The organism is Clostridium sp. M62/1 (assembly GCF_020736365.1).
In the GTDB taxonomy this organism is placed as follows: domain Bacteria; phylum Bacillota; class Clostridia; order Lachnospirales; family Lachnospiraceae; genus Otoolea; species Otoolea saccharolyticum_A.
Window position 1 is genome coordinate 3,198,273 of the sequence record NZ_CP085988.1, and the last position, 26,017, is coordinate 3,224,289.

Consider the following 26,017-nt stretch of genomic DNA (forward strand, 5'->3'; position numbering starts at 1 on the left):
TTCACTCTCCTATCGTGTTCTGCCCTCTCTGTCGGCTGAATAAGTGCCTTTATCCTCAGCTACAATTGCTGCAGCTTCCATCCTGTCATCTGCTTCTCTTTCTTCCTCCGGTCCGCTCAGGTCTGCATCCACAGCCTTTGCGTTCTCAAGGTCAAGCTGGGCATTCAGTTCACACTGTCTTGCCAGCTTTTCTTCCAGCTCCGTGCTGTATGCAAATGGCTTATCATACTCAGTCTTTGATGCTTCAAGGTCATTCTGGTACTGCTCAATCTTCTTTTCTAAGAAATCAATGTTCTCATGGAGTCCATTGAACAGGTTTTCAAGCTTCACCATACTGCCGACCGGACTGGTGGAAAGCTCTACTTTATACTCTGTCTTTCCACGAAGCACCATATAATTGATGTCAAGGAAGTTCTTTTCCACAAGCAGCTCAAATCCATGGAATTTACCAATTGCAGTTGTCTCTCCGGTCTTGCATTTGCTGATTGCTTCAAGCATCATCGTTCCGCCATCCACACGCTCAGTATAAGTTGCTTTGCCTATAGTAATGGCAAATTCCGGATTATCAATCAGCTCTTTATCCCTTGCCTTTACATCCTCACGGACATTGGCAAGCTTTTCTGTTGCTGTCTTAATCAGCTTCGGATACTTGATCATAAAGTTATCCTGCAAGCCATATCTCTGATTGTCATAGGATGCCTTTAAGAGCTTTAATCTCTGGACATCATTGTCAATCTCCATCTTTTCCTTGATCAGAGGATTACCTGTAGCAACCGCCTTGATCTCTGCATAGGAAAGTGTAGCCTCGTCGATATCCTCGCAGCTTCGGCTTACAGCCTTGCTTGTCATAACCTGACTGATAAAACGCTGCTTATTCTCGACAAGTGACCAGTTGTATGCATCAAAGGTTCCTTTTGTGACATATCTGTAGATAGCCACCTCTTCATTTTCGTTGCCCTGCCTGATGCCTCGTCCTTCCCTCTGTTCAATGGAGCTTGGCTTCCAAGGACAGTCCACATGATGCATTGCTACAAGGTGTGTCTGCACATTGACACCTGTTCCACACTTGTCCGTTGAACCGATAAGAACTTTCTTTTTACCTGTCCTCATCTCCTTAAAAAGTGCGTCCCTCTGTGCATCCGTTTTGGCATCATGAATAAATGCTATCTCATCTGCCGGAATACCATACTGGATAAGTGTTTCCTTCAGATAATCGTAGATGGTAAAGTCCTTATCCGGTCCCGGTGTGCCGATATCCGAAAAAATAAGCTGGCAGCCTATATGACCGTTGGCATTTCCTTTCTCGTATTCTTTCCACACATTTTCTGCTACCTTATTGAGTTTTCCGTCCGGATTGTTCGGTGCATCCTTATCAATCAGTCTGGCATCTGTTCCTAATAGTCTTGCCTCATGGGTAATCTTTAGGAAGTTATCCACGCTTGGATCAACTCCACCGCCTCTGATACGCTCTGCCCTCACAACAAAGTCTTCCATGACCTGCTTCACATACCAGTCAGGCTCCGACTCCACAATAATAGGCTTGCCGCCACGGAGAGCCGGCACATCAAGGTCAAGCATGTCTGCTGTCTGCACATCTGCTACCTCACGGAAGATATTCATAAGCTCCGGCAGATTCGTAAACTTATTGAATCTGCTCTTAAAACGGAATCCGCTTCCCTCTACAGTAAGCTCCAGTGCTGTTGTCACTTCACCAAAGTTCGCTGCCCATGAATCAAAGTGATAAATCCCCATCTCTTCAAGTGCCGCTTTCTGTAAGTAAAGCTGCATGACATACATCTCACACATGGTATTGGATATAGGTGTACCTGTAGCAAACACAATGCCCCTGCCATCATTTATCTCTGATAGGTACTGGCATTTAAGCTGCATATCCGTTGACTTCTTTGCTCCACTGCTGCTGATACCTGACACATTGTTCATCTTGGAAAAAATCGCAAGGTTCTTAAAATTATGTGCTTCGTCTACCATGATAGAATCTACCCCCAGCTCCTCAAAGGTAATAAGGTCATCCTTTCTGCTTTCATCAGATAGTGATTTAAGCTGCTCCTCCAGCTTTTTCTTCTGGCTTTCCATCTGTTTTACAGTCCAACGCTCTCCATTACGCTCTTTCATCTCATCAATCGCATAGCTGATTTCATCTATCTGCTCATTGAGCATTCTTTCCTTTCTCTCTGCTGAGATCGGGATTTTCTCAAACTGCGAGTGGGACATGATAATGCAGTCATAGTCACCTGTTGCAATCCTTGATACAAACTGCTTTCTGCGGCTCTTTTCAAAATCACGCTCTGTGGCAACTAAGATATTGGCTGACGGATAAAGCCTTAAAAACTCTGATGCAGTCTGCCCGATAAGCGGCTTTGGAACAACCATAATCGTTTTATTGGCAAGTCCAAGTCTCTTCTGCTCCATGCAGGCAGCCATCATCTCAAAGGACTTTCCGGCACCGACACAGTGTGCCAACAGGGTGTTTCCTCCAAGAAGGATTCTAGCCACCGCATTCTTCTGATGTGGCTTTAGCTCAATCGCCGGATTCATTCCCGGAAACTGTAAGTGGCTTCCGTCATACTCACGCAGGCGGATATTATTGAATGTCTCGTTATAATACTCCACATATTTCTGTCTGCGTTCCGGCTCTGAAAACAGCCATTCCTTGAACTTTTCCTTGATCATGTTCTGTTTTTCCCTTGCAAGCATTGTCTCATTCTTATTGACTTCGTAATGATATTTGCCATCACCGTCATCAATCCTGTCCCTTACTGTTACAGTTTTAAGATTCAGCGTATCCTCAAAAATAGAATAAGCATCCATGCGGCTTGTACCATAGGTCTTAGTAGCTGCCACTGAATGCTTATCCATGCTCTTATTCTCGATGAACCATTCCATGCTCATCTTATTTAAGTGTACCTGAATGCCTGTATTGTAAAACTGACTTCTGACTGCTCTTGCACGTCTTGGTGTATTGAGAAGTTCATAGATAAACTGCTCATAATCAAGCGGTTCAATCCATGTCGTACCAATCTTTACATCAATATCTGAAGCTTCAATCCATTCCGGCTGCACCTTTTCAAGTGCTGCCACATTGCCTGCAAATCTTTCTGCCTGTGGATTGTCTGTATCAGCCGCCATAGCTTTTGCTACACGAAGCTTGTCTCTCACATTTCCGGAAAGATACTCGTCTGCTGTCTCCCAGCCGATGTCCGGATTATTCTCGTTGTAGCGGTCGGGATTAAGGAAAATCAGTCCGTCCAGCTCTTCCACAAGAACTGCCCTTCTAAGCTGTGCCAAAGCATCATCACTAAATGTTATCTCATCAGCTGTCTGCCCGGACTTTTCAGCAAGCTCTTCCTTTGCATTTGTAATATCCGGCTCATAGATAGAGAGCATATAGGCAAGATTTACATATCCAAATTCATTGACGGATACATTTAATGCTTCCACAGCGGTCTCTACCCTGTCTATGACAGTCTTTGCCTTAATCGTCTGCTTATAAAACATATCCGCTTTTTTCACCTCCCCGTCTTCATTTACTTCCTCAAGGCTGCAAAGAAGCGGGTAATCGCTGTCATCCCTGAAAGCTATTCTGTTTGCTTTTGAAGTAATGGCTCCATACTGCTTTATAAAGGCATCGTATTTCACATTAAGAAGTCTCTGCTTATCAGAAAGCTCCTCCTCACTGCAGCCATCCATCTGAATATCAATCAGCTCTCTTGTTATCTGTCTGATTTCATCAAGGCTTCTGATTCGCTCCTCGGCAGTCTGTGATACCTCTTTTCTTACCATCTCAGAATTTTCCCTGTAATAGAGTTTTCCTTCAAAAAATGTGTAAGTGTAGTTTCTCACATCCGGATCAGCCGGGATAACTTCCTCCGTCTGCTCCGCCTCATCTGCCACTCTCTCAAAATCTGTCATCTGTGCTTTGATATTACCGATAGCTTTGTTTAATGCTTCATACATATTGAAGTTCTCATCATCATTCACACAGACTGTATATCTGCTGTCCTGTCCGTAAATCCTTGTATCAAATTCCATAGATCCAAGCATCATCTCCGGATGCTCTGCAAAATAAGAGTTGACTGCAATTCCGTTCTCGGTCACACCAAGGTGTACCCAGTCAGGCTCAATATCAATCTTTCTCTCCCTCTTCTGCAAAAACAGGATATCTGCTGTCACTTCGGTTCCTGCATTGTCTTTAAATGCAGTATTCGGAAGTCTTATCGCTCCCACAAGCTCTGCCCTTTCAGCCATATACTTTCGGATAGTAGGATTTGCCTTATCAAGTGTTCCCTTTGTGGTAATTACAGCAACCATTCCTCCCGGTCTTACCTGGTCAAGTGCTTTTGCCAGAAAATAATCGTGGATACGGAAGTTATACTTGTTGTACTTTGGATCAAAAACCTTATAATCACCAAATGGCACATTTCCGACAACCACATCAAAGAAGTTATCCGGATAAGTGGTATTCTCAAATCCTGTGATGCTGATATTGGCATTCTGATAAAGCTGCTTTGCAATTCTTCCTGAAATGCTGTCAAGCTCCACCCCATACAGCTTACTTCTCTGCATAGGTGCCGGCATACTCCCAAAGAAGTTACCGATACCCATAGATGGCTCTAATACATTGCCGCCTCTGAAACCAAACTGGACAAGTGCCGAATTTATGCACATGGCAATCTCCGGTGAAGTGTAAAAGGCATTGTTTACTGTTGCCCTTGCAGCACTGTATTCCTCATCAGATAAAAGTTCTTTCAGCTCTGCATACTGTTTGTTCCAGCCTGCGTTTTCCTCGTCAAATGCCTGTGACAGTCCGCCCCAGCCGACAAACTTCGACAAAACTTTCTGTTCCTCCGGTGTGGCAAGCCTGTTTTCTGATTCAATCTGCTTTAAAGTGCGGATTGCATCCATATTCCACTGGTATCTGGTCTTAGCACCGCCTTTTTCCATTTCCCAGAGATTATAGTGGAAGTTGTATTTTTTCTGTGCTGCATCATCTGAAACCACATGTCCATTCTCATCAATCTTGGTTTCCCAGCCATTCGCTATTGCTCTTTCCCTGGTTTCAAGACGATTGGCTTTTACACTATCCTCGATATCAAAGAATCTCTTATAGACCGGATTCATCTTATCCCTGTCAGCTTTCTGCTTTGTCTCCTGATAATACTTTTTCTGGTCTTCTCCACAGTAAAATGGCTGTTTTACCATATAGGATAAGATTTCATATAACTCACGCCAGTCGATAGCACCTTCCTTACGCACACCATTCCTGTTCTTATAGCTGATCTTCACATATCCGCTTCTGATTGAGTACTCCACAAGACCATACTTATTGTTGGAATATGCTTTTCTTTCTGCATTATCTGTCCCTAATGCAATATCCCTGATAAGGTCAAGTTTATTGGGCATAAATGCAAAATCAGACTGCACCACATCCATAAGGAATGCCCTAAACGGAGTGTAGCAGCTGCAATCTGTTACAAGAATCTCCGCCGCATCACGCAGGTCTTCATCAAGCTCTGCAATACGCTTGGCATAATCAATCGGTGTAATATACTGAAGCTCTGATGGATCTTTTTCAGTTGTTTCAGCTTCTATCTCTGCACCATATTCTGCCTGTGTTATCATGCGGTCTTCATCAGCAGTTTCCTGTGGTGTCATGCCATATGCAGATACATATGCTTCATTACTTTCCTCATGTACATCTTCATGCGAATTTGCTACTTTTACAGTTCGGTTAGAAGCATAGCTCTCCGGCTCATCCGGTATTGCATAATCATCAATCTCTGATTCTGCCCCTTCCGGTTCCACTTCCCGGTATTCGGCATCAATGACCTCATCATCCTCACGGAGTCCGTCCATCGCAAGCTCATCAATACGAGGTGTCTCAGGCTGGTATTCCCCTGTAAGAATAAGGACACCAAGCTCTTTTTCGATATCTTTCCATGAAACATATCCTTCAACCTCTCCATCCTCATCTCGCCACTGAAAACGCAGTCCGTTCCCATGAAATGTGTCATATCCGTGCAGTCCCAGTCCGTCAACCGGCCAGCCTGCACCTCCCTGACCATATTCTGCTTTGATACGCTTTGCTCTGGTTCCTGCATCAATCTCTGTTTCAAAAATCTTGCATACCCTGCCCTTACCACCGATAAAACCTGTACCTCTCATAAGCACCTGTTTGATATACTCACCTGGTACTGTTGCAGACTTTTTGGGATTCAGGTAATTGTATTTACCTGCTAATGCAGCTTTTCTGTCCTGCTCGAACTGACGCATAAACTGATTATTGTTTTCGTCCTCAGTATGAATGGTGCCAATGCTTGCCTGCCCATTCTGGTCGAAAAAAAAGGAAGCCTGTGTATATTCGGCTTCCTTACTGACACCCAATGAATTGATTTCATCAAGTTCCCTATTCAGTTCTGTATCATCTGATTCTAGTGGAATCGCATCACTATCTGATTCAGTACCACTTCCTCTGCCTGCATCTTCGCCTGCTCTCTTATCTTCCACATCTCCATTGTCGATGACGGATCCTGTGGCTTGTGCTTCGCCAGATACTGCATCTCTAACTGGTCGTACAGCTGATTCGCTTCCTCCTCTACCGCTGACATCTTCTCGTACATCTTCCCGAATCTCATCAGCGTCTTGTATCTTGCCGGCTCGTTCTCTTTGAGATAGTTCATCGCCATCCTTCCGTATTTGCCCAGCTTCGTGAGATTCTCCGTCTCGTCCGGCATCTCTATCTGCGGATAAAGCAGTCCGTCCACTTCCTTGTAAGTCATTTCTTCTAACATATCCAATTCTCCTTTCGCTCTCGATTGCCTTTAAGTTACGACTAAATTCTCTAAGAACACTACAGGAGACATCGCATACAATGGAACCAAGACGGTAAATGATCTCTTCGTCTTTGATATTTACGATCTGACTAAAATCCTGTTCTTGCACAGATAAGTCAAATCCGCATCTCGTCCCTACAGCATACATGACACTTGCATATACAAGCTGCTCCATGTCCATTTCCTGCTGTAAGCCATTGCGTTTCTTACTTTCTTCCTTTATCACACTACCTGATAGCTGCATAAGCTCGGTCATTCGGTCTCCGAACTCTTCTTTTATTATAAGCCAAACATCTGTTCCTGTAAACTGTTTTAATATATTTTTTAGAGACTCCCTGTCGCTGTTATCGTATTGCTCAATCTGACCTTCTGACACAAGAAAATCCACATAATCCTTAAGATTTTCTCCCTCAAGGTCCCATGTCAGTTTGACATTCTTCCCTCCGGTATCACTGATATCAAAGATATACCTCATGCGTGGATTCAGCGCCCTCGACGGGAAGATAGCGCAGCCTTTCGCACCACGCTTTACATATCTTCCCACCTTTTTCCAGGTATCATAATCTGCCATGAGTGTGCTTTTTTCCGGAGGTCTCTGAGCTGTTACCATAACGATATTGTCAAATTCATAGCGGTATAACTGACCTGCGACCTTTAACACATCCTTCCAGTTCTTTTCTGATCTGGTGATGTTACCAATTTCAGAATCGTATATCGCTTTGACCTTCATATCAACGCCCATACCTTTGTCCTCCTCTACTTAAACATTTCTGCAAACAATCCCTTAAATAGCTTTAACTCATCCTTATCCAGCTCGATTGCAAATTCATTGTCGATTGCCTGTTTTTCGCATTTATCCTTTTTCTTTGCAATCTTACGCACCACACGAAGAATCACATAGCACTCCTTGGACTTTGCAATGCTCTGTTTAAAGGTCAGCTCATCCTCATCGACTGACTTCTGTGTCTGATAGATAATCTCTTTTAACTTATCATTGATACCATCTACTTCCTCAAGGGAAATAATAACGGATGCCTTAGAAGCACCCGATCTGTCCCACTCCTTATGAAGTTCCTTTACTAAAAACTCCATGTTCTTAATTACTGTTGTTGAATCACTTTTCATCTTGCTCTTCCTCCGTTTTCTTTTAATGAAGAAGGGCGCTGACCTTCGCTGATAGGCGCAAAATCAACTCCCTTCATGTCCTCTGCTCCAAGGACTATCTGCTCTGCATAATACATATCCATTGCCTTATTGATGGCATCATCAAGCGACTCTGCCTTTACTTTCTGTACTCGTGAAAGCACTTCCTTTATCTCAACATCAAATTCCTGCTCCATATGATATCGCCTCCTGTAAAAATCTCATCATCGGCTCTTTTCTTCCTTTACCTGTCTTTCCTTAAAGCCTTCATCGTACTTTCCATCTTCCAGCCTGTCGTAAAAACAGTCTTCTTCAATCGTTCCGAAATCCTCATACATCTGGTGAAGGAAGTCATTCTGCAGCTTCTTTGGTACATCATCATCCTTTGACATATCCTGATAAAAATAGAACTTCTGCTTTAGCTTTGCCCTGTAATCATAGATATCCTCTATCTTTTCCGGTGTGCCATACTCCCTCTTGTATGCCTTGAAATTCGTGGTTGAGAGTGTGGAACCAAGATAAATCCCATGCTCCCACGATACCCCGATTGTGGTATTGTCCTTTGTAGGCTTCTCATCCTTGGGATAACGCTTATACTCTGTCGCACCAAGGGCGATTGTAAGGGAACCTGACTTCATATCCATCACCACAAGATTTCTTGGTGATAATGCTTCAAGCACCATGTAATCATGGTCATTGAAGTTATGAAATGTCTGTCCCCTTTCAAATGAGCGGTTCTCCATTTCATAATGCAGGTTAAAATCATCCACCCAGCCCTTATCGGTCATTCCAATCTCCTTAAGCTTTGCAACACATTCAGAAGAACTGGCTTCTTTATCAAACCGAAATTTTTTGGAATCGTTATAAAACCCCTGAAGAAAATGTCCCAGCTGAATATCATCCAGACAGAATCTCGCAGATACAGTTACATTTGCTGCCCTGTAATACTCTGTGAAGTTATCTGCTTCACCAAGTGTCCTTCCAAGCTGCAACAGATGGTCTGCAAGCTCTGACATGTCATCAATTGCTATAAAACTCTTATAATCATCCAGAGTCATCAGCATATTTATCTCTGTTCCCCTGTCGTTTTCTGTTACCAATATCATATCTTTTAAATCCATTCTTACCTCCAGTCTCAGAGAGGGACTATGCCCTCTCTGCAAATTTCCTGTTATGGTCTTCCTATCACAACAATCTTTCCTGTGCTTGCCACATCCCTGTAGACCACACCAAGACTTTCATTAAGTGCCTCTACCACCTTGCCATTTCCGACATATACTGCCACATGGCTGATGTTCTTATATCTTCCGTTGCTTGTAAAACTGTAGAAGATAAGGTCTCCCGGCTGTAACTCATCAAAGGAGACTGTCTTTCCGGCTTCATCCAGTCCCTGTGCCTCCGCTGCCGCTGTGGTTGCACCGCCGAAACTAATATCCACGCCTGCATCCTTCCATGAATAATAGGCTAAGGAGCTGCAGTCATAATAGTTACCGCTGTCTCTTAAATCCTGACTATAAGGGAAGCCAACTCTGTGAAGTGCATAGGAGCAGACTGTTTTCTGCCTGCTGTCTGTAATTCCACTAAGGATGGCATTGATTTCATCCTCAGTCATGGAGCTTACTCCCGGACTTCCGCCTCCGCCGCCACTTCCGCTTCCGGCATATCCAAGCTGTCCCATAAACTCCGGACTCATGATCTGCTCAAGCATTTCCACCTGATCAGAATTAAATCCATAGACCGAAATCATATCTCTGTACGATTTCAGTGTGACATTCACATACAGAACAGACTTCGTGACAGTAGTCACATTGCCGTCTGCATCCGTTTCTTCCACATCCTTTGTTCCGGTGCTTGTGGTGTATGAACACATATCATTTACAACTGCCTGCAGCCAGCCTTTTGAAATGTCATTCATGACTGTTGCAGTATCTCCGACACCATGCTTGACCATATAGACTGCCATGATGTCATAGTAATTGCTTGGGTTTTCTTCCATACCTTCATAGTCCACATATACAAGCTCTCCAAGGTCATATCCGGTATGCTCATTCACTTTCGTGTTCACATCCTGGTTAAACTCCTGCACATAGGCACTCGTTACTGTCTGCACGGTATCTCCTGATTCAAGTGGTGGCAGGAATAAAGCAAATGGAGAATTGTAAAGGATTGCTATCACCGCTATAACCGGAACCGCAATCATGGCAACTACAAGAACAAGTAATAAAAGCACCAATCCGATAATCGGTGCAGCTGCCTTTATCCAGGTAATCGCTTTTCGCACAATCAGATCCTTTACCAGCTTTGCCACACTATCCGTCTGATTCTCCTGTGCTTTCATCTTATCCAGAAAGAATTTTATCTTCCTGCTCCGGTTGGTCATCTTTTCATCCTTGACCTCTATGGACACACCTGCAGCATATCCGGCTGCCATGCCGATTGCCGTGCCAACTCCCGGTGCAACTGCTGTTCCTGCCGCTGTAGTAGCTGCCTTTGTCGCAGTTTTTGTTGCAACCTTGGCAGTTGTCTTGGCTGTTTCTTTTGCCGTCTCTTTAGCTACCTCCTTGGCTGTATCTTTGGCAGCTTTCTTTGCTGTCTTTTTTGCCAGCTTCTTTCCTGCCTCTACCTTCTTGATACGCTTCTTTGCCTCGGCTGCCGCCTTTTTCCTGAAAAGTGCTGCACCCTTAGAAGCAGTTCCGGTAACAGGTCGGCTTGATTCATATGCAAGATATGCTGCCTGCGATACCTCCTGCCCACCTTCTACCTGCTCTGTTACTGCCCCGGCTGCAAGTGCACTGGTTCTTCCTGCTATGTGAAGATTGGTGTTCTTGGTCTTGATGGAAATGTTTGATTCTTTAAGGTTTCGCTTGAATCTTGATAATCCCTTATTCTTCGGCTCTGACTGATGAATGGTGCTCTTGCGATAGGACTTCTTTTTATCATCAGATACCTTTGCACCGATAGTTTTAGGACCTCTCTCTACTGTGTAGATGTTGCTGCCTTTTATCTTGGCACCCTTTGGTTCGTGGGCATGAATCTTGGCTTTCTCCTTGGTGTGAATGACCATTGGCTTGTCATCCACTTTCTTTATCTTCAATGTTCTCACCTTCTTTCACTCAAAATGCAAAACAGCCACCCAGCTTCCCGGATGGCTATACTTTGAGGTCGCAAATTGCGACCTCTATCAACATTATTCGACATTATTCTGCATTTCACGCTTCTTCTGTTCTGCAATTTTCTCATGAATATTGGTGTTATACAGTCTGTAGAGGTCTGTATCCTTACTGATCTGATTATCAAAAGGAATTACCACTGAGCCACACTTGATAAGTCCCATTCCTGATGCAGTATTAGTTACAAATCTAAGCTGTGCCTCTGATACTCCGATAACCTCCGCCATCTTGGAACTGTCCGTGTTTGCCTGCTTTAAAAGTGCCACGAACTCTGAGTTTGCAAGCATTGTTGTTGCTGTGTAATTCTGCAACAGATCGACTACATTCTGCGTGATACCGGTACAAAGACCTCCCTGCTTTCTTACTTTCTTCCAAAGCTGCTGCAGATATTTTGCAGAATACTCAGAATTAAGTAATACGTGAAACTCATCAATATAGAGCCATGTTGCCTTGCCTCGCTTACCATTCTCAACAATTCTGTTCTGAATGGACTCCATCATAACAAGCATTGTGATAGGACTAAGCTCCGTACCTAAGTCCCTGATGCCATATACTGTGAATCTGTTATCCACATCCACATTTGTCTGATGATTGAAGATATTAAGTGAACCATTTACGAAAAGCTCCAAAGACAATGCAATGTCCTTTGCCTCATCCTCCGGCTGTGCCATAAGGATATCGTAAAAATCACTCATCACCGGGATATACTTCTCTTTGCTCCTTGCAATGTCGATATACAGCTTTCTCACACAACGATCAATGATTGACTTCTGTCTTGAATTTAAGCTGTCCCCGATACACTGCTCACAAAGTCCAAGCATAAACTCGCCCTTTTCTCTTACCATTCCCTTGGAATCATTCGGATCAAGGCTCCATACATCCATCTCCAGCGGATTCACATAGTTATCCGTGTAGGTAGACATATTTACTACAGTTCCGCCATAAGTCTCGGCAATATCAAAGTATTCGTTCATTGGATCTATGACGATTATCTCATCATCACCCGACAAGAATACGCTGCCCATTTCCATCTTACAGAAGAACGATTTACCGGAACCAGGCACTCCGAATACGAATCCATTTCCGTTGATGAGCTTCTTTCTGTTACCGATATTCACATTCTTGCTGATCTGATTGATACCATAATAGTTCCCTGTGCTGTCATTTAATTCCTGCACATTAAATGGCATAAGCACCGCAAGTGACTGGGTAAGAAGGGTACGCATTGTCTCCACCTGTCTCACACCAATCGGAAGTGCTGTGTTGAGTGCCTCCCTCTGCTTTAAGTAGTGTGTGTCAATCGTGCAGCTGTTACGCTTTCCGATAGTCTCTACTGTCTCACATACACTCTCAAGCTCCTTCTTGCTTTCTGCCATAAGAATAATGGTTACTCCTACAAAGAAAAGGCACTGGTCATTCTCACGGACATCATCCATGATTTCCTCAATCTCCTTTTTCTCCGTTCTCTTGGCATATGAGATTTCCGTAGAAAAATCGTTATTCTTATTACGGACTCTCTGCTGCTTAATGATATCCGACTCAATACCAAGGTATTTCTTCTGAAGCACCTTTGTTGTCAGATCCTTGGGAACAGGCACCACATCAATGCTCGTGATGGAATGAACCGGAAGGGAAGTAATCTCATTGATGAATCTGTCTGACAAACTGCTCGGATACTTTTTGATGAAAAGTGCCTTGCAGAATTTACTCTCATCCTCAAAATGGTCCGGGAAATATTTCACCATCCCATTGCACAGGTCATTTCTAAAATCTGCCCCGACCTTCTTTGCCTTTTTGATATCAAAATCAAAGCTGCCCTCATCTCCAAGATGATAATAGTCATAGAGCACTTTCAGTCTCTCATTGCCATTAAGTGGTACAATCTCCGCACCAAGCTCAATGAAAGCCTTGTGTATCGTTGCCTCAAGGGTTGCAAACTGTGCCTTTGCCTCCTCGAAGTTCTTTCTCTCAATCGTGATTGTCAGGTATCTCTCCTGCTCAATCCCCTGTCTGCCCGCAATAATCTTCTCTTCAATGATGTCATTGTAAATTCTTCTGTAATTATTGAAACCATCATTTTTCTCAGCAATCAGAACCTTGTCACGGAGTTCATCCATGTTTTTGTTCTTATTGTTGATCGTAATCTTATAATTACAGTCCAGCGAATTTAAGAACTTGCAGTATCTCTCGAAAATACCGATCTGCTCATCCTCGGTTGCTGTCGTGTAATTGATGTCCTGAAAGCGGTAGCATTTGGAATACTTATTTTTGCTTACTTCAAAAATGCCGTTTTCAGCCACCGCCATAATCTCTATGGTTTCCTGAATGGATTTAGGTGTCTTATACAAAGGCTCACTCGCTTTCTTTAATAACTTAAATCCGTCTGTAAATAAACCCATGTCTCTAACCTCGCTTTCTTATAATGAAAGCCCGCCGGGAACTTCACCCTGCGGGCTGTGTTCCCGACCTTGCGGTCAGATACTTTTTATCTAATGCATCGCCTTATATGCTGCAATGCCTGCTACTGCTACAACAATTACTGCAACAAGACCAAGCAGCATATTTCTTGTCTTTTTCTTCATCGCTTCAAACTCCTCCTGCTTCTTTACAGCCGAATCAGCTGTTACAGTCTTCGGTTCAGCCTTTCTGCCTTTCTTCTTTACCTGTTCATTCTGCTCTGCTTCTAACTGCTTTATTGCAGGCTCTCCCTCTGTTGATACATAGGTAAGCACCCTGTTGCCAAACATAAAATGCAGCTTCTTTCCCATATACTCGTAGAAATTCATGCCATTAAAGGAATAGAATCCACCAAGGGCAATCGGTGCTACACATGGAATGGCAACATAAGCTGCTCCTGTCAGTCCAATATACTTATAAAGAAGAAGTACAAGACCTCCGCCAACTGCTACACTGGCAATGGAAAATATAAGCTGTCTTGCTGTAAGTCCCATTGCCACTGATTCCTGATAGCGGTCAATATCCTTGTTAATCTCAATAACCACTGTTCATTCCTCCTATCTTGCTAAATCCTTTGTTTCCGGCTTTCGTACCATTCCAATATTTGCCTCATACATTGACATTCCATCCGGACAGAGTTCTCTTAACTTGTCTACATTGAACAGATAAAGCGGATATTCGCAGAAACCGCTTCTCTGTGTGAATCCTGTAAACTCACCCAAATCATTGTCTGTGATAAACTTCTCTATATCCGGCATGTCATTTACATTCAGATATCCACAATAATTCGGTGCTGCAACAGATAAATTCACTGTCACATCACCAAAAGGTTCCTCATATCCATCTTCATTACACATAAGACCAATAAACATTGCCCTATTATTCATATACTGCTGGATATCAAATGTCACCTGCGTTTCTCCGGTTATGCTTGAATTATAAGTAACCTGTTTCTTTTCATTATCCATTTCTGCCTCCTTCTATAATCCAAATGCCTTGCTTGTAAGTGTCTGTGCACCCTTCACGCTTCCAACAGTCATTGCTATCGTAAATGTCATTTCGCACAGATATATAAGCGTCTGTGCCCAGTCAGCATAACTTCCTGTAAATGCCGGAAGTCCTGCATTGATAAATGCATTACATACCACAATTGCAAGTGCCATCGTTACTGCCTCGAATACACACGAAAGAAAATATTTGCAGTAGGTAGCCATTGTATGACTGACCATTCTGTTTCCTGCCATTGTGGAGCATGCAATCGCACCAAGCGGCACAATAATCAGTATCTTTAAGAACCTGAAATACACTGTGTAAATGATAAAGAATCCACAGATAATAATGATGATTGCAAGCAAAGCTGTAAGTATCAGCATTACCAGACTCTCACCAAATCCGAGTCCCTTAATGATGTCTGCCTGTGTACTGTCAATGGCAAGCTGCGTCGTTGTCCCCGCAGATATAAGTCCCACCAGATTTCCTATGGAAGTAAAAAACGCTTTCATAATCGTGACATTATTTGCAACAAACCATTCTGCAAGTCCCAGTCGGATAAGCATACGAAATATAGACTCAAACCTCATCTCATCTTTTACATCTATGCTTTCCGAGCAGAAACCGATAACAAAGAACAGCACAACGAGGGAAGAGCCGACCGCTACAAAGACCGGCTCTATACCCTCAATGACTGCCCAGGGACCTCCGCCCTTGAAACTGACCGGTGACTGTCCAAGCATTGCAAAGACCAGGGATATCTGATTGTTCCAAAACCCAAACACTGCCTCAAGAAGTGCAAGGATCTTGTCTCCAAGCTTAAAAATATCCATACTTGTTATTCACCTCTTTCCTTTTACTAAAAGGGGAAATGCATTTCCCCAATCTTAGAAGCCTAAGAATGTCAGAACTGTTGAAATACCAGCCATCATGACACCTGCTACAATTCCTTTCAGTGCAGAGTTCATGGTAGATGAATCCTGCTGCTGGTAGGCTTGTGCGAACTCCATAACATTCTTTGCAAGAATGATGACACCAACCGCACCAATGACTGCAATGATAAGTGTCTTTAAATTCTCAAGCGGCTGTGTTACTGCGGAAGTACCTGTACCTGCTGCAAAACAGGTAGTGCTCATAAGCATCACTCCCATAAGTGCTCCGGATAATGCCGGAACGAATCTCTTTTTTAAGTGAATGAATCTACTCTTCATGCCTTTCTCCTCCATCTGATTGTTGTTTGTTGTTGAAATAACCTGTTCTTTTCTCATGTTGTTTAATCTCCTTTTTTGAAGTGACAGAAGCGGAAAAAGCCAGAAAGGAATACACATATTCCAATCCGGCTAGCTTTCCGAACGGAATATATGCATTCCTTTCTGTCCTGTTGATAGTTACTCTATGATAATCAGGCAATGCCTGTTGTACTGGTTAATCGGGCTTTCCCCGATGCGTTTTTGCTGTGACCATCTCCTTTCAAGGTATGAAAAAAAGCACCTTAACCATATGGCTAAAGTGCTAATTTACTCTCAAATTTGCTTTATTCTAAAAGCATTCCATCAATTATTGCAAACTTTGTCTTAAATATAGATCTATTCTGGCAATATCGTAATATGACATCCTGTACATAAGGTCTTGTACAATAACTGTCTACCACAATCTGTTTATCTTCCTCTTTCTCTATCCTCTTAAATATGCCTTTTGCATTCCAATCCGTCTTTACAGCATCTACTAAATCATTACTCATCTCAAGATGTGATAAAATCGTGGAATTCAACTCGGTTTCTTTAATTTCAGATATTTGTCCATAGTCATTAAGTTGCTTCAATTCTCTCTTAATTGCCTCCGTGTAACTTGTCATATTATTATCTCCTATCAATAAGTATTCAGGTGTTACATCTAGTGCCTTTGCTAGTTGTAAAAGATTATACGCACTTGGCTCTTCATTGAGTCTACCTTGTTCATAACGTCGTATACTCTGAACAGATATATTTGTTATCTTACCCAGCTCTTCCTGTGTATAGTTTCGTATATTACGCAACTCTTTTAATCTATCTGCAAAAGTCTTTTCCGTATTCATCCTGTACCTCCAATATAAAATAATTTCTGTCTTTTGTAACTGCTCACATGTTAGTAGTCCAATAAGCTGAAGCATACCATGTGAGCAAATTATATCATATACTCTGTAATATATCTAAAAACATTACTGCTTCTTTCGATATGAACTCATCTTCTCCACAGTAACCTCCGGATAAAAGTAAGTAAGAATCGTTGCCTTCGGAACTCCTGCCGCAAGTGCCTTCTTCACTTCCTCTTTCTGCTCCGGTGTATATGACCAGTGCAGCATTCGGTTTGTGATTGTATCCTCCCACTTAGGCTTTTCCCTCTCAGGATTCCTTACAGGCTTAGTACCAGCACTTCCATTAGAAGAGTTAGCACATTCTGTAGTATCAGACTTCTGTGACTCATCGACATACTCAAGCTCATTTGCCTGCTCCCTGTCAATCTTTGCTTTCTGCTCTGCCTCATCCTGCATGGAGAATCTTCTGCTTAACTCCGCATCACCAAGCATCATAAACTGCTCATAGGTAAGAGAATCTATATACACATTCTCGCCCTTGTCCTTCATCTTTTCATAATGCTTTACTGCCTTATCCGATAAAATTTCAAATGGCGGACCGATAAGATTATCTGCTCCCCTTATCTGATGAACATAAGGCTCTCCCTTGCCATCTGCTGTCTGGTTAAACATCGGATGATTGAATGGTATGAACTTATTATCCATGATAGGATCAAAACCACGGATAAAAATAATACACTTCTTATTATCCAACTTTCTGACTTCATCGGGTGTAAACAGTTCCCTGCCTAATACATCATAATTCCTTGAAGAGCTTCCCTGTCTGCCCTTTGTCTCACCGCTTGACTTCTTATCAATCGTACCTTTTCCAAGCAGCTCTGAGACGTACTTATGCGTTGACTGCTCGTTGCCGCCAAGGTAGATGAAAGTATCGCAGTTGCCTGGAATTGTCTCCCAGGTGTCCTTAAAAAGTGCCTTCAACTGGGCAAAGTTCTGTATGATGATAATACTTGAAATCTCCCTGCTTCGCATTGTCGATAACAATGAACAGTAGTCATCCGGCAATGCGACATTCGCAAATTCGTCTAACATAAAGGTCACATGAATTGGAAGTCTGCCGCCACAGTTAAAGTCCGCCTGATAGTACAGTTCCTGAAATATCTGCGTATAAAGTAGTCCAATAATAAAGTTATAGGATTTGTCACTATCAGGGATTACACAAAAGAGTGCTGTCTTTGTCTCCCCATCACCATTTACTCCAATGCCGATATCAGACAGATTAAGCTCATCTTTTGAGAGTAATCGTAAAACCTGCTTGTTCTCAAGAAATGCAAGTCTTGAGTTGGCACTGATGATAATGGAACGGACGGTATCTCCTGCACCTCTCATACATTTGTTGTACTGCTTGACTGCCGGATGATTAGCTCCAAGCGGAGAACTTTCCTCTAAAAACTTCATACGCACATCGAGCTTTGATGCCTTCCCCTGCTCTGTAACCTCTGCCTCTCCAAGAAGTTTAAGTACTGTCTCAAAGTTTCTCTTTGCCGGCTGTACCTCCAGCCACACATAATAAAAGATAGCCTGTAAGAACAATCCTTCCGCTTTTTCCCAGAACGGATCACTTGGTGTCGCTCCCTTTGGTGTCGTATTGCTGATAAGGTTTGTAATCAGCTTGACCACATCTGTTTCCTCTCTGATATAAGAAAATGGATTGTAACAGTCTGATTTATCCATCTCTAACAGATTAATGACTTTCAGGTTATATCCGTTATTTTTTAACATCTGCCCGCAGCTTCTAAGGATTTCTCCCTTTGGATCGGTACAGATAAAGGAACAGTTATGCGGCATCTGCATCAGATTCGGCTTTACTTCATAAAATGTCTTTCCTGCTCCGGAACCACCACAGATAAGTATATTTCCATTGAGCTTGAGTCTCCTGAAATCCAGCGACATCTTCACATTCTGGCTGAGTATCCGGTTGAAATTTTCATCCTTATCTGCAAGTATCTTGTTGACCTGCTTCGGATTTTCAAATCTTGCCGTACCAAATTCTTTGCCGGGCATATAGTTTCTCTGACTGGTGTAATACATGACAATAGCCATCGCATAGATACCTAATGCAATGGCTACTGCTTTTACTGTATTGGAATTGTAATAGTTGGCAAAGGGAACTGCACATATATCATTGAATCTGTCCATAAATTCATTAAAGGCAATCCCTTCCGTCCACGCACCATTTATCAGATAACCAAGATACCCTGCTAACACTGCACCCACAAGAATGAATATCAGTGACGGCTTTTTCTTTGTTGTCTGCATAGGCTGCTACCTCGCTTTCTTTGTGGTAACAGTTTTCTTCTGTGTGGTCTTTTTCTGCTGCTTCTGCACTTTCTCGTAACGCTCCCTGACAGATGACTCCACCTTGTCGTAGTGAGTATAAAGCTCGGTTCCTTTCTGGGTTGTCACCACACGATTCTGCTCATCGTAAAGCTTATAATCCTTGGTTGAATCAAGGAAGGTAAGCATTGTCTTTCCACCATGAATCTCCATGATGTTTTCCTTACGGAGCCATACATATCTTACCTCTTCTCCCCATGTGCCAGGAACTCTGGTCTTAACAGCATGGTCATTTTCTTCAATAATCAGCTTCTTGCTGATAGTCACATCTGACAGGTTCGCATTCTTTGATGCTGCAACTGCCCTCATTCTCTCAGCAAGGTCCTGATAACCTCTGACACGATTGATAAATGCATCCTTGTCCATCATTACTGTATGGGTGCCATCTTCATTCTTGCCGCCAAGCACACCGATTGTCTCAAGCTGTCTGATAACACTTTCAGCCTGCTCACCATTGATACTGAAATTCTCCTTGACCTGATCCACACTGATAGCTTTCTTTTCCATTGCAAACATTCCGACCTTCTCAATCAGTCCGTCAATGGCTGAATTAACCTTATCCCCTTCTATCGTGTGGCTTTTCTCGTTTCCCTGCTGTTTCTTCAAAAAATCCATCAGCTTTCCGAGGGACTTTTCATCTCCATTCTTCAGATAATCGTCAAATGTGGCAATCTTACCAAACTTGAGCTTCTGTATCATCATATTCACACGGGGAACTGCCTCTGTATGAAAGATTACCTCACTCAGTCCGTCTTTCCTGTTGCAGTCCGGAAGTATTGAATAGAGTATTCCATACTTCTTTGCCATCTTTTCGACCTTTTTCATATCTTCGGTATTAAACTGCAACACCTGTAAATCGCCACCCTTTAGGAGCAGCTTTCTCATGCATGTCTTGCCAAGTGACTTCTCATAATCAAGCATCCCTTTTAAGAAATCTATTGCCCTCTGCATGGCAGCAATGCCGCCGCTTCCTACCTTCATGGTAATCTCAATGCCATCATAAGCTACACGGATGATCTGCACCGCTTCCTGAATCTCTTCTGCCATTATCGCACCTCTACTTTCTCTCTGACTGTTGTTTTAAGTGTTTCTGTCTCTGTTGTACGGATTTCCTCGGCTGATACATCAATACCATAAGCAGTCAAAATATCTGCCAAATGATTGATTGCTTTTTCCTCCTCGATACGGTACATTTCAAGTGCCACAAGCAGGTTTTCCACCTGCTCCACCCATGCAGGCTTCATATCATATTTAGACCTGTATGTGACCATAATCTCGTCCGACTCAGCCTTATCCGCTGAATGTGCCAAAGCTTCAATAAGAGAAATCGTGTCTTCCTTGCTGCCACTTCTGAATGCGAACTGGACAACAAAGTTTTTCTCTTCCTCTGTAAACTGATGCTCCACACCATTCATCTCTGTTACTGCTTCATTTACTACTGCTAAATTCATAAGTTCCTCCTAATCTGCCATGCTGTTTTCAAGCACAGCAATCTCAATGATCTCCTTCATCTTTTCCGCTGAAATGTTGTTGTTTATAAGCTCTACAAGCTGTGACTCAGTAAGTCCCTTTTCTATTGCACTCTTAATCTGCACAAGCTGCGCCGGAACAAGGTCTCCCGATGCAACCAGCTTTACAATGTCTGCTCTTGACTTTTTCTTAAAAGAAAGTCTTGCAAAAAGGCTTGCCACTCCATTGTTACTGCTCTTTCTCACACTTCGCTCAATCGGAAGTCTCTGCACCACATTTCCAGTACCATCAACTACCGGAATCTGATAATAGACCGGAATCCCGTTTGCCACAGCCTGCATATTCTGCGGAACTGCAACTGTATCAACCATCTTTTTATCTGCCTGTGGTACGGACTGGCTTTCCTGCGGCTCTGCCTTACTTTCTGCCTCGTTCTTATTCTCTGTGGCAACACTTATGATCTTATCTTCCAATGACTCTATTCTGTCTCCCATACGCTTCATCTCCTTATCCTTTTTCTCAATATCATCCCTGAGTCTTGCAATCGTACTGCTTGCCTTATTCAGTTCATTCTGCTGACTGTTGATAAGAGCATCCTTATCCTGGTTCTCCTTGACCAGACGCTCCCTGACTTCCTCATCATCTTTGGAAGTTTCTATTTCAGAAAGCTTCTTATTCAGGGCATCATACCTTTCATTCTGATGATTGATCTTTTCAACCACTTCATCCATTTGGGTTACAAGACTTTTCACATACTCTAAATCCTGTGGCACCTGCTCTTTGGCTTTATTAAGCTTATCTAATACGACATCAAACATCCTGCGCATGTTTACTGCTGTATCATCTTTTTGGACTACCTCTCTGATTGCATCAATCGGCACACCTTTTTCATAGTAATCCAATGCTGTCTGCATCTTAGGTGCTGCCATCCTGCTATCTTTCAGCAGCGTTAACAACTCTTCTGATACACCCTTATGCAGACATTTTGATAACACCTTCATCTGCTCAATGTCATAACTTTTGTTAAGATACAGACCAATTTCATCATCAGTCAGTCCATATTCATAATCGCTTTTGACAAGAGCAATTACCTCACTGTCCATATGCTTATTACGAAGAATCTGTATCTTTCTCTCAATCGCCATTTCACTTAATGGCTCTCTTTTTTCTTCCATATATGCCTCCTAACCACTAAAAAAACAGCCTAACGTACCGGCCTGTTCTTTTCTGTCTCTTATTGTTTCTTTGTCATACTGCTTCTCTTCTGCCGAAGCTGATACCGTAAGTTCCTTCCATATTGATCTTCCAAGGCTAAGTTCCTTTGATACCGCCCGTTCTGCCTTACAGTCCTGTGCATACTTGCTCTCATATTTCTTTCTAAGACTCTCGACCTCTTCCACACTGTATCCCTGTGCTAAAAGTTCAGTGTTAAGCCTTTCCCATGCATTGTGCTCATCTTCAAAGAAGGTATCCCCACCCTGATAACACGATTCCGCATCATCAAGCTCCCGGATCTGTTCAGCCTTGTCAAAAATATCTTTGAATCTTTCCTTAGCCTTATAGGTCTTACTCTTTTCCTTTGATGCTTCTTTCTTCTTATCCGTCAGATTATCAAGCACCGACACAAGTTCTTCCGCACTCTCAATCTTATGCCTTACCAGAAATAGATACTGCTCCTGCAGCTTATGCATCTTTCGGATATCATCCCTATACTTCCATACCTGACTGTATGGCTTCTTTTTCAGCTTTCCAATCCGGTAAAGCTTTGCATAATATCTTTTCTGCAAGCCTGACATCTTCGCCCTGCGGTATCTTTTGACATAGCACTTTACTATCGCTGCCTGCTTTTCCTCATTCTGTGACTGGTAAAAAGATAAATCTTCCTTAGCAATACGCTCCACAATAGCTTCCTGTGAATAATTCTCGCCAAGAGTCTTACATCTTCTGAATCTTGTCATCCCCTGTGGTCTGACTGCCAGATACTTTCCCTGCTTGACCTCATATCCTTTTTCCGACAGCAGCTCCAGAAATCCACTGAAATCATTTGCCTGTAAAATGCAGGCATCAAGATCTCTTTTTATCATATCTGCCCACACAAAGCTGCCTTCACGATATTCGCTCCAATCCTTATAATTCTCGTGCTGTTTCTCTTTGCTGCCATCCTCCACATCTATAATGGAAAGACCATACTCCTGACACAGCTTATTGGTAATCGGCTGGATATACTTTGCCCAGTCACCTTTCTCGTAGCGATACTTTTTCCCATCCACAAAGCTTACACTGTTAAATACAATGTGTGAATGAACATGGTCTGTATTATCATGAACCACAAATACCGCTTCATAGGCATCACCAAGATATTCTGCTACAAACTTCTGTGTTATCTCAAAAGCCCTGTCTGGTTCCACCTCATCCTCTTTGAAAGAAAGAATGATATGATACCCCTGTCGCTTGTCTGTTTTTCCAAACTGCTTCTTTGTATCCATCATCTGTTCAAAAGCCATATCTGCCTGGCAGTTTATGGCTCCCACAAGTCTTCCTCCCTGCGTTTTCTCAGGATTCATTACATAGTCCAGTGCCCGCTTTAAATGCCTTGCATGAAAAGAATTCCCGCTGTCCTTCATGTGAAGTATCTTACTGATTGCCAATCTTTACCACCGCCTCGCTGACAGATTGATTCAGCTTTTTCATATATGCCACAAGCTGTTCCTTATCTTTCTTGGAATATATCTGAGCATTACTGTTAAATACAATCTGATTGATGTTAATGCCGATTCGGTTTATCTCATTGATAAGCTCTTTAAGAAGTTTCCTTACTTCCGGATAATCATTTGGTTTCTGACTGATTAGAAGCCTGATATATTCGGCTTCATTCATTCCATTTGCCTTTGCCTTATCAGAAAGTACCTTCGCTTCCTGTGGCATAAGTCTTAGTGTTTTCCTTATACAATGAACTTTATCAGCCATAGAATCACCTTCCTCTCTTACCCGTACTGTATTCTCTTACTCCTTCTGCTACTGTTACAGCAACTTTTTCCAGTTCTTTATTACCCAACTGGGCAATAACCCTGTCTGCAAGCTCTGTAGCAACTTCTATAAGTTCCTTACCATAACTGGTTTTATCAAACAATCTGTCCAGTCTCTTTTCATCTGCTTTCAGACTTTCATACTTGCTCTGATACTCGTTATAGTCGTTAAAATCCTTTGGATCACTCCTGTGTGCTTCCGCATCAAGTATCAGTTCATAGTTCCATTCACAGACAATATCTATAACATCATCTATCGGGTATGGTTCAATTTCACCATTCTCCTCAGCTACATCCTGCCTGTACATCTTCCCATCTGAATCTATGCCAATGGCATAATCATGTCCTTCCATATAGTTAAGCAGAATTGCAGCATCTTCTATCGAAGGGTTTAGTAAGATATCAAATGTGTCTGCCCAGGCAATAAGTTCCTCTGGTTCTGCGATTATTGTAAGTTCTTTATCCATTGCTTTCCTGCACCTCCCTTATCCGTGTTTTGTATATCTCTTCCACCCACACGCCTGTCTGAATCTCTTAGGTTTACGGCTAGATACGCATTAGAGACATCTCTGTCCTAATGCCATCTAGTTAGGGAGAAAATCTCCCTAAAACCCTCTGTTTATGAAAGTGGGGGCGCTTTTTGCCCCCACTTTGCTACTTTGGGGGCGCTTTCTGCCCCCATTTTGTTATTTTGGGGGCGCTTTCTGCCCCCACTTTTATTTTTGCTTTCGTCCGGATTTTGTCGTGTCCAAATTGTGGGGGCACTTTTTGCCCCCACTTTGACATTTTGGGGGCGCTTTCTGCCCCCACTTTGCTGTTTTGGGGGCGCTTTCTGCCCCCACACATCAAAATCCGTTTTCTCATGCCCTGACTGGTTCATCTGCTCGCTTATTCATCCTGTTCAGATTAAGCTTTGCCGCTACAAGCCACTCGTTGTAATCCTTATATCCGGCAGGTGGCGGACAGTCTTCTACCTCATATCCAAGCTCATAATACTTTCTCATAAGTTCAGCTGCTGCTTTTCTCCCCGGCTCATCTCCATCAAGGCAGAACCGGATGGAAGTAATCTGCGGATGTTCCCGAATAAAAGTCTCAAGTGGTGCATCTGCAAGCATCCCAAGTGCCAGCTTATTCGATTCATAATCTGCGAAGATATCGACATAACTCATAAGGTCGATTGCAGCCTCAAATACTACAAGCTCTGTACTGTTAACATTTACCACATTAAATCCATAGTTTTTATCATTTCCTGTGACATCACACTTGAATGGCTTGCCCTGCTTATCAAACACTCCCCGCATACTTGCAAATCTTGTCACTCCATTTTTATCATTTCCTTTGAAAACAACATTGTGGTAATGCCTGCTCTCATAAATCAGTCCATCTTTTAAAAACAGATCTATGACAGTCCTGCTGATTCCTCTCTCCTGATTCAGATATGAAATAAGATAGGAATTATCTCCTGCCAGTTCCGGTAGGACAAATGGCTTTCTCTCCTCTGCCTGCTTCTGCGATACCTGATGAACAAGAGGCTGCTTTACAGGCTTCTCAATTCTTCTGTATCCTGCGAAATCTAAAAGCCAGAACACAGCCTCTTTTACACTCATTCCACAAAATACCCGTAAGAAATCTATCTGTGAGCCGCCATTGTTGCCTTTGTCAAACTGCCTTGACCATCTGTACCAATGGCTTCTGTTATAGATACGGATGGAATCCATCTCCTTTAAAGTGTGGTATTTGCCAATCCTCTTTACTGTATACCCAAGGCTTTCTGCTACTGCACACAGGTCAACACTCTTTGCTATGGCAAGCTCTTCATCCGTAAATCTTCCATCCATGCTTTCACCTTGCCTTTCCCTGCTCTGCTACAAGCGGTGACTTGATATCAAGTGTCCGGTAATCTGTGCTTAGTGTAATCTTAGGATTATCAATCATGCCTTTTTCCCTGAAACTGAAAAATTCACGATTGTCTCCACCGACTATGATATGGTCAATGAGCGGTATTCCCATCAGTTCACACAGCTTGTTCATGCGGTCTGTCATCATCGTGTCTGCCTTGCTTGGGAATACATTCCCGGATGGATGACAATGGATTAACATCATGCTTGCCGCATTGCTTAGGATACTTGATTTAAACAGCTCTCTCGGATGTGCCATTGCCTCATTTAAAGAACCAACACTTGCAAAATGCACATTGATAGGTTTTAAATCTGACCTTAGATTGACCACACACACTACTTCCCTGTCAAACTGGCACATACAGTCTCCCATGACAGCAGCTATATCCGCCGGATTGTTAAAGGTGTGCTCCGAATAAATCGGAGCATCCTTTACAAGTCTTACCGAAACCACATCAAGCTTGAAGTCATTCTTCTTTGGCATCAGACACCGCCTCCTCTCCAGACTCGACACGGATAACAAAGTCACCTTTCTGGCTGT

Annotated in this window: 21 protein-coding genes; all 21 read right to left on the reverse strand. The window is 42.8% G+C overall.

Annotated features, from left to right (window positions below; translation table 11 throughout):
• Positions 1–9 precede the first annotated feature (9 nt).
• Positions 10–6,525 carry a helicase-related protein gene (locus LK436_RS14950; RefSeq protein WP_227910093.1) on the reverse strand — a complete coding sequence of 2,172 codons (6,516 nt, stop codon included), beginning with the start codon at positions 6,523–6,525 and terminating at the stop codon, positions 10–12.
• The gene (locus LK436_RS14955; RefSeq protein WP_227910095.1) at positions 6,450–6,809 is read right to left on the reverse strand and encodes a TnpV protein; all 360 of its coding nucleotides are present in this window, start codon (positions 6,807–6,809) and stop codon (positions 6,450–6,452) included. The genes LK436_RS14950 and LK436_RS14955 overlap by 76 nt, the downstream gene beginning before the upstream one ends.
• 798 nt (positions 6,810–7,607) lie before the next feature.
• On the reverse strand, positions 7,608–7,976 hold the full coding sequence (locus tag LK436_RS14960) for a hypothetical protein (protein ID WP_005340528.1): 369 nt from the start codon (positions 7,974–7,976) through the stop codon (positions 7,608–7,610).
• The gene (locus LK436_RS14965; protein WP_008395326.1) at positions 7,973–8,191 is read right to left on the reverse strand and encodes a DpnD/PcfM family protein; all 219 of its coding nucleotides are present in this window, start codon (positions 8,189–8,191) and stop codon (positions 7,973–7,975) included. The genes LK436_RS14960 and LK436_RS14965 overlap by 4 nt, the downstream gene beginning before the upstream one ends.
• Positions 8,192–8,218: 27 nt before the next feature.
• Complete coding sequence (locus LK436_RS14970) at positions 8,219–9,115, reverse strand: hypothetical protein (protein ID WP_008395327.1); 897 nt, start codon at positions 9,113–9,115, stop codon at positions 8,219–8,221.
• A gap of 50 nt (positions 9,116–9,165) precedes the next feature.
• The gene (locus LK436_RS14975) at positions 9,166–11,097 is read right to left on the reverse strand and encodes a C40 family peptidase (protein WP_008395328.1); all 1,932 of its coding nucleotides are present in this window, start codon (positions 11,095–11,097) and stop codon (positions 9,166–9,168) included.
• A gap of 84 nt (positions 11,098–11,181) precedes the next feature.
• Entirely contained in the window at positions 11,182–13,563 is a 2,382-nt protein-coding gene (locus LK436_RS14980; RefSeq protein ID WP_008395330.1) for a VirB4-like conjugal transfer ATPase, CD1110 family, read from the reverse strand.
• Positions 13,564–13,653: 90 nt separating this feature from the next.
• Complete coding sequence (locus LK436_RS14985) at positions 13,654–14,166, reverse strand: PrgI family protein (RefSeq protein ID WP_008395331.1); 513 nt, start codon at positions 14,164–14,166, stop codon at positions 13,654–13,656.
• 12 nt (positions 14,167–14,178) lie between these two features.
• Complete coding sequence (locus tag LK436_RS14990) at positions 14,179–14,589, reverse strand: DUF4313 domain-containing protein (protein WP_008395334.1); 411 nt, start codon at positions 14,587–14,589, stop codon at positions 14,179–14,181.
• Between the two features lie 12 nt (positions 14,590–14,601).
• The gene (locus LK436_RS14995) at positions 14,602–15,444 is read right to left on the reverse strand and encodes a hypothetical protein (protein WP_004611540.1); all 843 of its coding nucleotides are present in this window, start codon (positions 15,442–15,444) and stop codon (positions 14,602–14,604) included.
• A 54-nt stretch (positions 15,445–15,498) separates the two neighbouring features.
• Positions 15,499–15,879, reverse strand: coding sequence for a hypothetical protein (locus tag LK436_RS15000; RefSeq protein ID WP_040894197.1), 381 nt, complete (start codon positions 15,877–15,879; stop codon positions 15,499–15,501).
• A gap of 266 nt (positions 15,880–16,145) precedes the next feature.
• The gene (locus tag LK436_RS15005; protein ID WP_227701393.1) at positions 16,146–16,685 is read right to left on the reverse strand and encodes a helix-turn-helix domain-containing protein; all 540 of its coding nucleotides are present in this window, start codon (positions 16,683–16,685) and stop codon (positions 16,146–16,148) included.
• Positions 16,686–16,808: 123 nt separating this feature from the next.
• Positions 16,809–19,004 (reverse strand): VirD4-like conjugal transfer protein, CD1115 family, encoded by a 2,196-nt coding sequence (locus tag LK436_RS15010; protein WP_008395335.1) that lies wholly within the window; start codon positions 19,002–19,004, stop codon positions 16,809–16,811.
• A gap of 6 nt (positions 19,005–19,010) precedes the next feature.
• Positions 19,011–20,129, reverse strand: coding sequence for a PcfB family protein (locus tag LK436_RS15015; protein WP_008395337.1), 1,119 nt, complete (start codon positions 20,127–20,129; stop codon positions 19,011–19,013).
• Positions 20,129–20,533 (reverse strand): hypothetical protein, encoded by a 405-nt coding sequence (locus LK436_RS15020; RefSeq protein WP_006858865.1) that lies wholly within the window; start codon positions 20,531–20,533, stop codon positions 20,129–20,131. Before LK436_RS15020 ends, LK436_RS15015 begins: the two co-directional genes overlap by 1 nt.
• A 9-nt stretch (positions 20,534–20,542) precedes the next feature.
• Positions 20,543–21,727, reverse strand: a complete 1,185-nt coding sequence (locus LK436_RS15025; RefSeq protein WP_008395339.1) for a hypothetical protein — start codon at positions 21,725–21,727, stop codon at positions 20,543–20,545.
• Between the two features lie 9 nt (positions 21,728–21,736).
• Positions 21,737–23,176 carry a relaxase/mobilization nuclease domain-containing protein gene (locus LK436_RS15030; protein WP_008395340.1) on the reverse strand — a complete coding sequence of 480 codons (1,440 nt, stop codon included), beginning with the start codon at positions 23,174–23,176 and terminating at the stop codon, positions 21,737–21,739.
• 10 nt (positions 23,177–23,186) lie between these two features.
• Positions 23,187–23,519 (reverse strand): plasmid mobilization protein, encoded by a 333-nt coding sequence (locus LK436_RS15035; RefSeq protein WP_008395341.1) that lies wholly within the window; start codon positions 23,517–23,519, stop codon positions 23,187–23,189.
• A gap of 4 nt (positions 23,520–23,523) precedes the next feature.
• A complete protein-coding gene (locus LK436_RS15040) occupies positions 23,524–24,045 on the reverse strand; it encodes a hypothetical protein (protein WP_008120631.1) in 522 nt (173 codons plus the stop codon).
• Positions 24,046–24,438: 393 nt separating this feature from the next.
• A complete protein-coding gene (locus tag LK436_RS15045; RefSeq protein ID WP_008395344.1) occupies positions 24,439–25,416 on the reverse strand; it encodes a DUF3991 and TOPRIM domain-containing protein in 978 nt (325 codons plus the stop codon).
• Between the two features lie 4 nt (positions 25,417–25,420).
• Positions 25,421–25,960: a JAB domain-containing protein gene (locus LK436_RS15050; RefSeq protein ID WP_004611525.1), complete on the reverse strand. Its 540-nt coding sequence runs from the start codon at positions 25,958–25,960 to the stop codon at positions 25,421–25,423.
• Positions 25,961–26,017 lie beyond the last annotated feature (57 nt).

What these genes read in the sequence shown, in the direction of transcription:
- LK436_RS14955 (WP_227910095.1), bottom strand. Translation starts at nt 6,809, where the DNA reads ATGTTAGAAGAAATGACTTACAAGGAAGTGGACGGACTGCTTTATCCG.
- LK436_RS14960 (WP_005340528.1), bottom strand. Translation starts at nt 7,976, where the DNA reads ATGAAAAGTGATTCAACAACAGTAATTAAGAACATGGAGTTTTTAGTA.
- LK436_RS14965 (WP_008395326.1), bottom strand. Translation starts at nt 8,191, where the DNA reads ATGGAGCAGGAATTTGATGTTGAGATAAAGGAAGTGCTTTCACGAGTA.
- LK436_RS14970 (WP_008395327.1), bottom strand. Translation starts at nt 9,115, where the DNA reads ATGGATTTAAAAGATATGATATTGGTAACAGAAAACGACAGGGGAACA.
- LK436_RS14980 (WP_008395330.1), bottom strand. Translation starts at nt 13,563, where the DNA reads ATGGGTTTATTTACAGACGGATTTAAGTTATTAAAGAAAGCGAGTGAG.
- LK436_RS14990 (WP_008395334.1), bottom strand. Translation starts at nt 14,589, where the DNA reads ATGGATAATGAAAAGAAACAGGTTACTTATAATTCAAGCATAACCGGA.
- LK436_RS14995 (WP_004611540.1), bottom strand. Translation starts at nt 15,444, where the DNA reads ATGGATATTTTTAAGCTTGGAGACAAGATCCTTGCACTTCTTGAGGCA.
- LK436_RS15000 (WP_040894197.1), bottom strand. Translation starts at nt 15,879, where the DNA reads ATGAGAAAAGAACAGGTTATTTCAACAACAAACAACAATCAGATGGAG.
- LK436_RS15005 (WP_227701393.1), bottom strand. Translation starts at nt 16,685, where the DNA reads ATGAATACGGAAAAGACTTTTGCAGATAGATTAAAAGAGTTGCGTAAT.
- LK436_RS15010 (WP_008395335.1), bottom strand. Translation starts at nt 19,004, where the DNA reads ATGCAGACAACAAAGAAAAAGCCGTCACTGATATTCATTCTTGTGGGT.
- LK436_RS15015 (WP_008395337.1), bottom strand. Translation starts at nt 20,129, where the DNA reads ATGGCAGAAGAGATTCAGGAAGCGGTGCAGATCATCCGTGTAGCTTAT.
- LK436_RS15020 (WP_006858865.1), bottom strand. Translation starts at nt 20,533, where the DNA reads ATGAATTTAGCAGTAGTAAATGAAGCAGTAACAGAGATGAATGGTGTG.
- LK436_RS15025 (WP_008395339.1), bottom strand. Translation starts at nt 21,727, where the DNA reads ATGGAAGAAAAAAGAGAGCCATTAAGTGAAATGGCGATTGAGAGAAAG.
- LK436_RS15030 (WP_008395340.1), bottom strand. Translation starts at nt 23,176, where the DNA reads ATGAAGGACAGCGGGAATTCTTTTCATGCAAGGCATTTAAAGCGGGCA.
- LK436_RS15035 (WP_008395341.1), bottom strand. Translation starts at nt 23,519, where the DNA reads ATGGCTGATAAAGTTCATTGTATAAGGAAAACACTAAGACTTATGCCA.
- LK436_RS15040 (WP_008120631.1), bottom strand. Translation starts at nt 24,045, where the DNA reads ATGGATAAAGAACTTACAATAATCGCAGAACCAGAGGAACTTATTGCC.
- LK436_RS15045 (WP_008395344.1), bottom strand. Translation starts at nt 25,416, where the DNA reads ATGGATGGAAGATTTACGGATGAAGAGCTTGCCATAGCAAAGAGTGTT.
- LK436_RS15050 (WP_004611525.1), bottom strand. Translation starts at nt 25,960, where the DNA reads ATGCCAAAGAAGAATGACTTCAAGCTTGATGTGGTTTCGGTAAGACTT.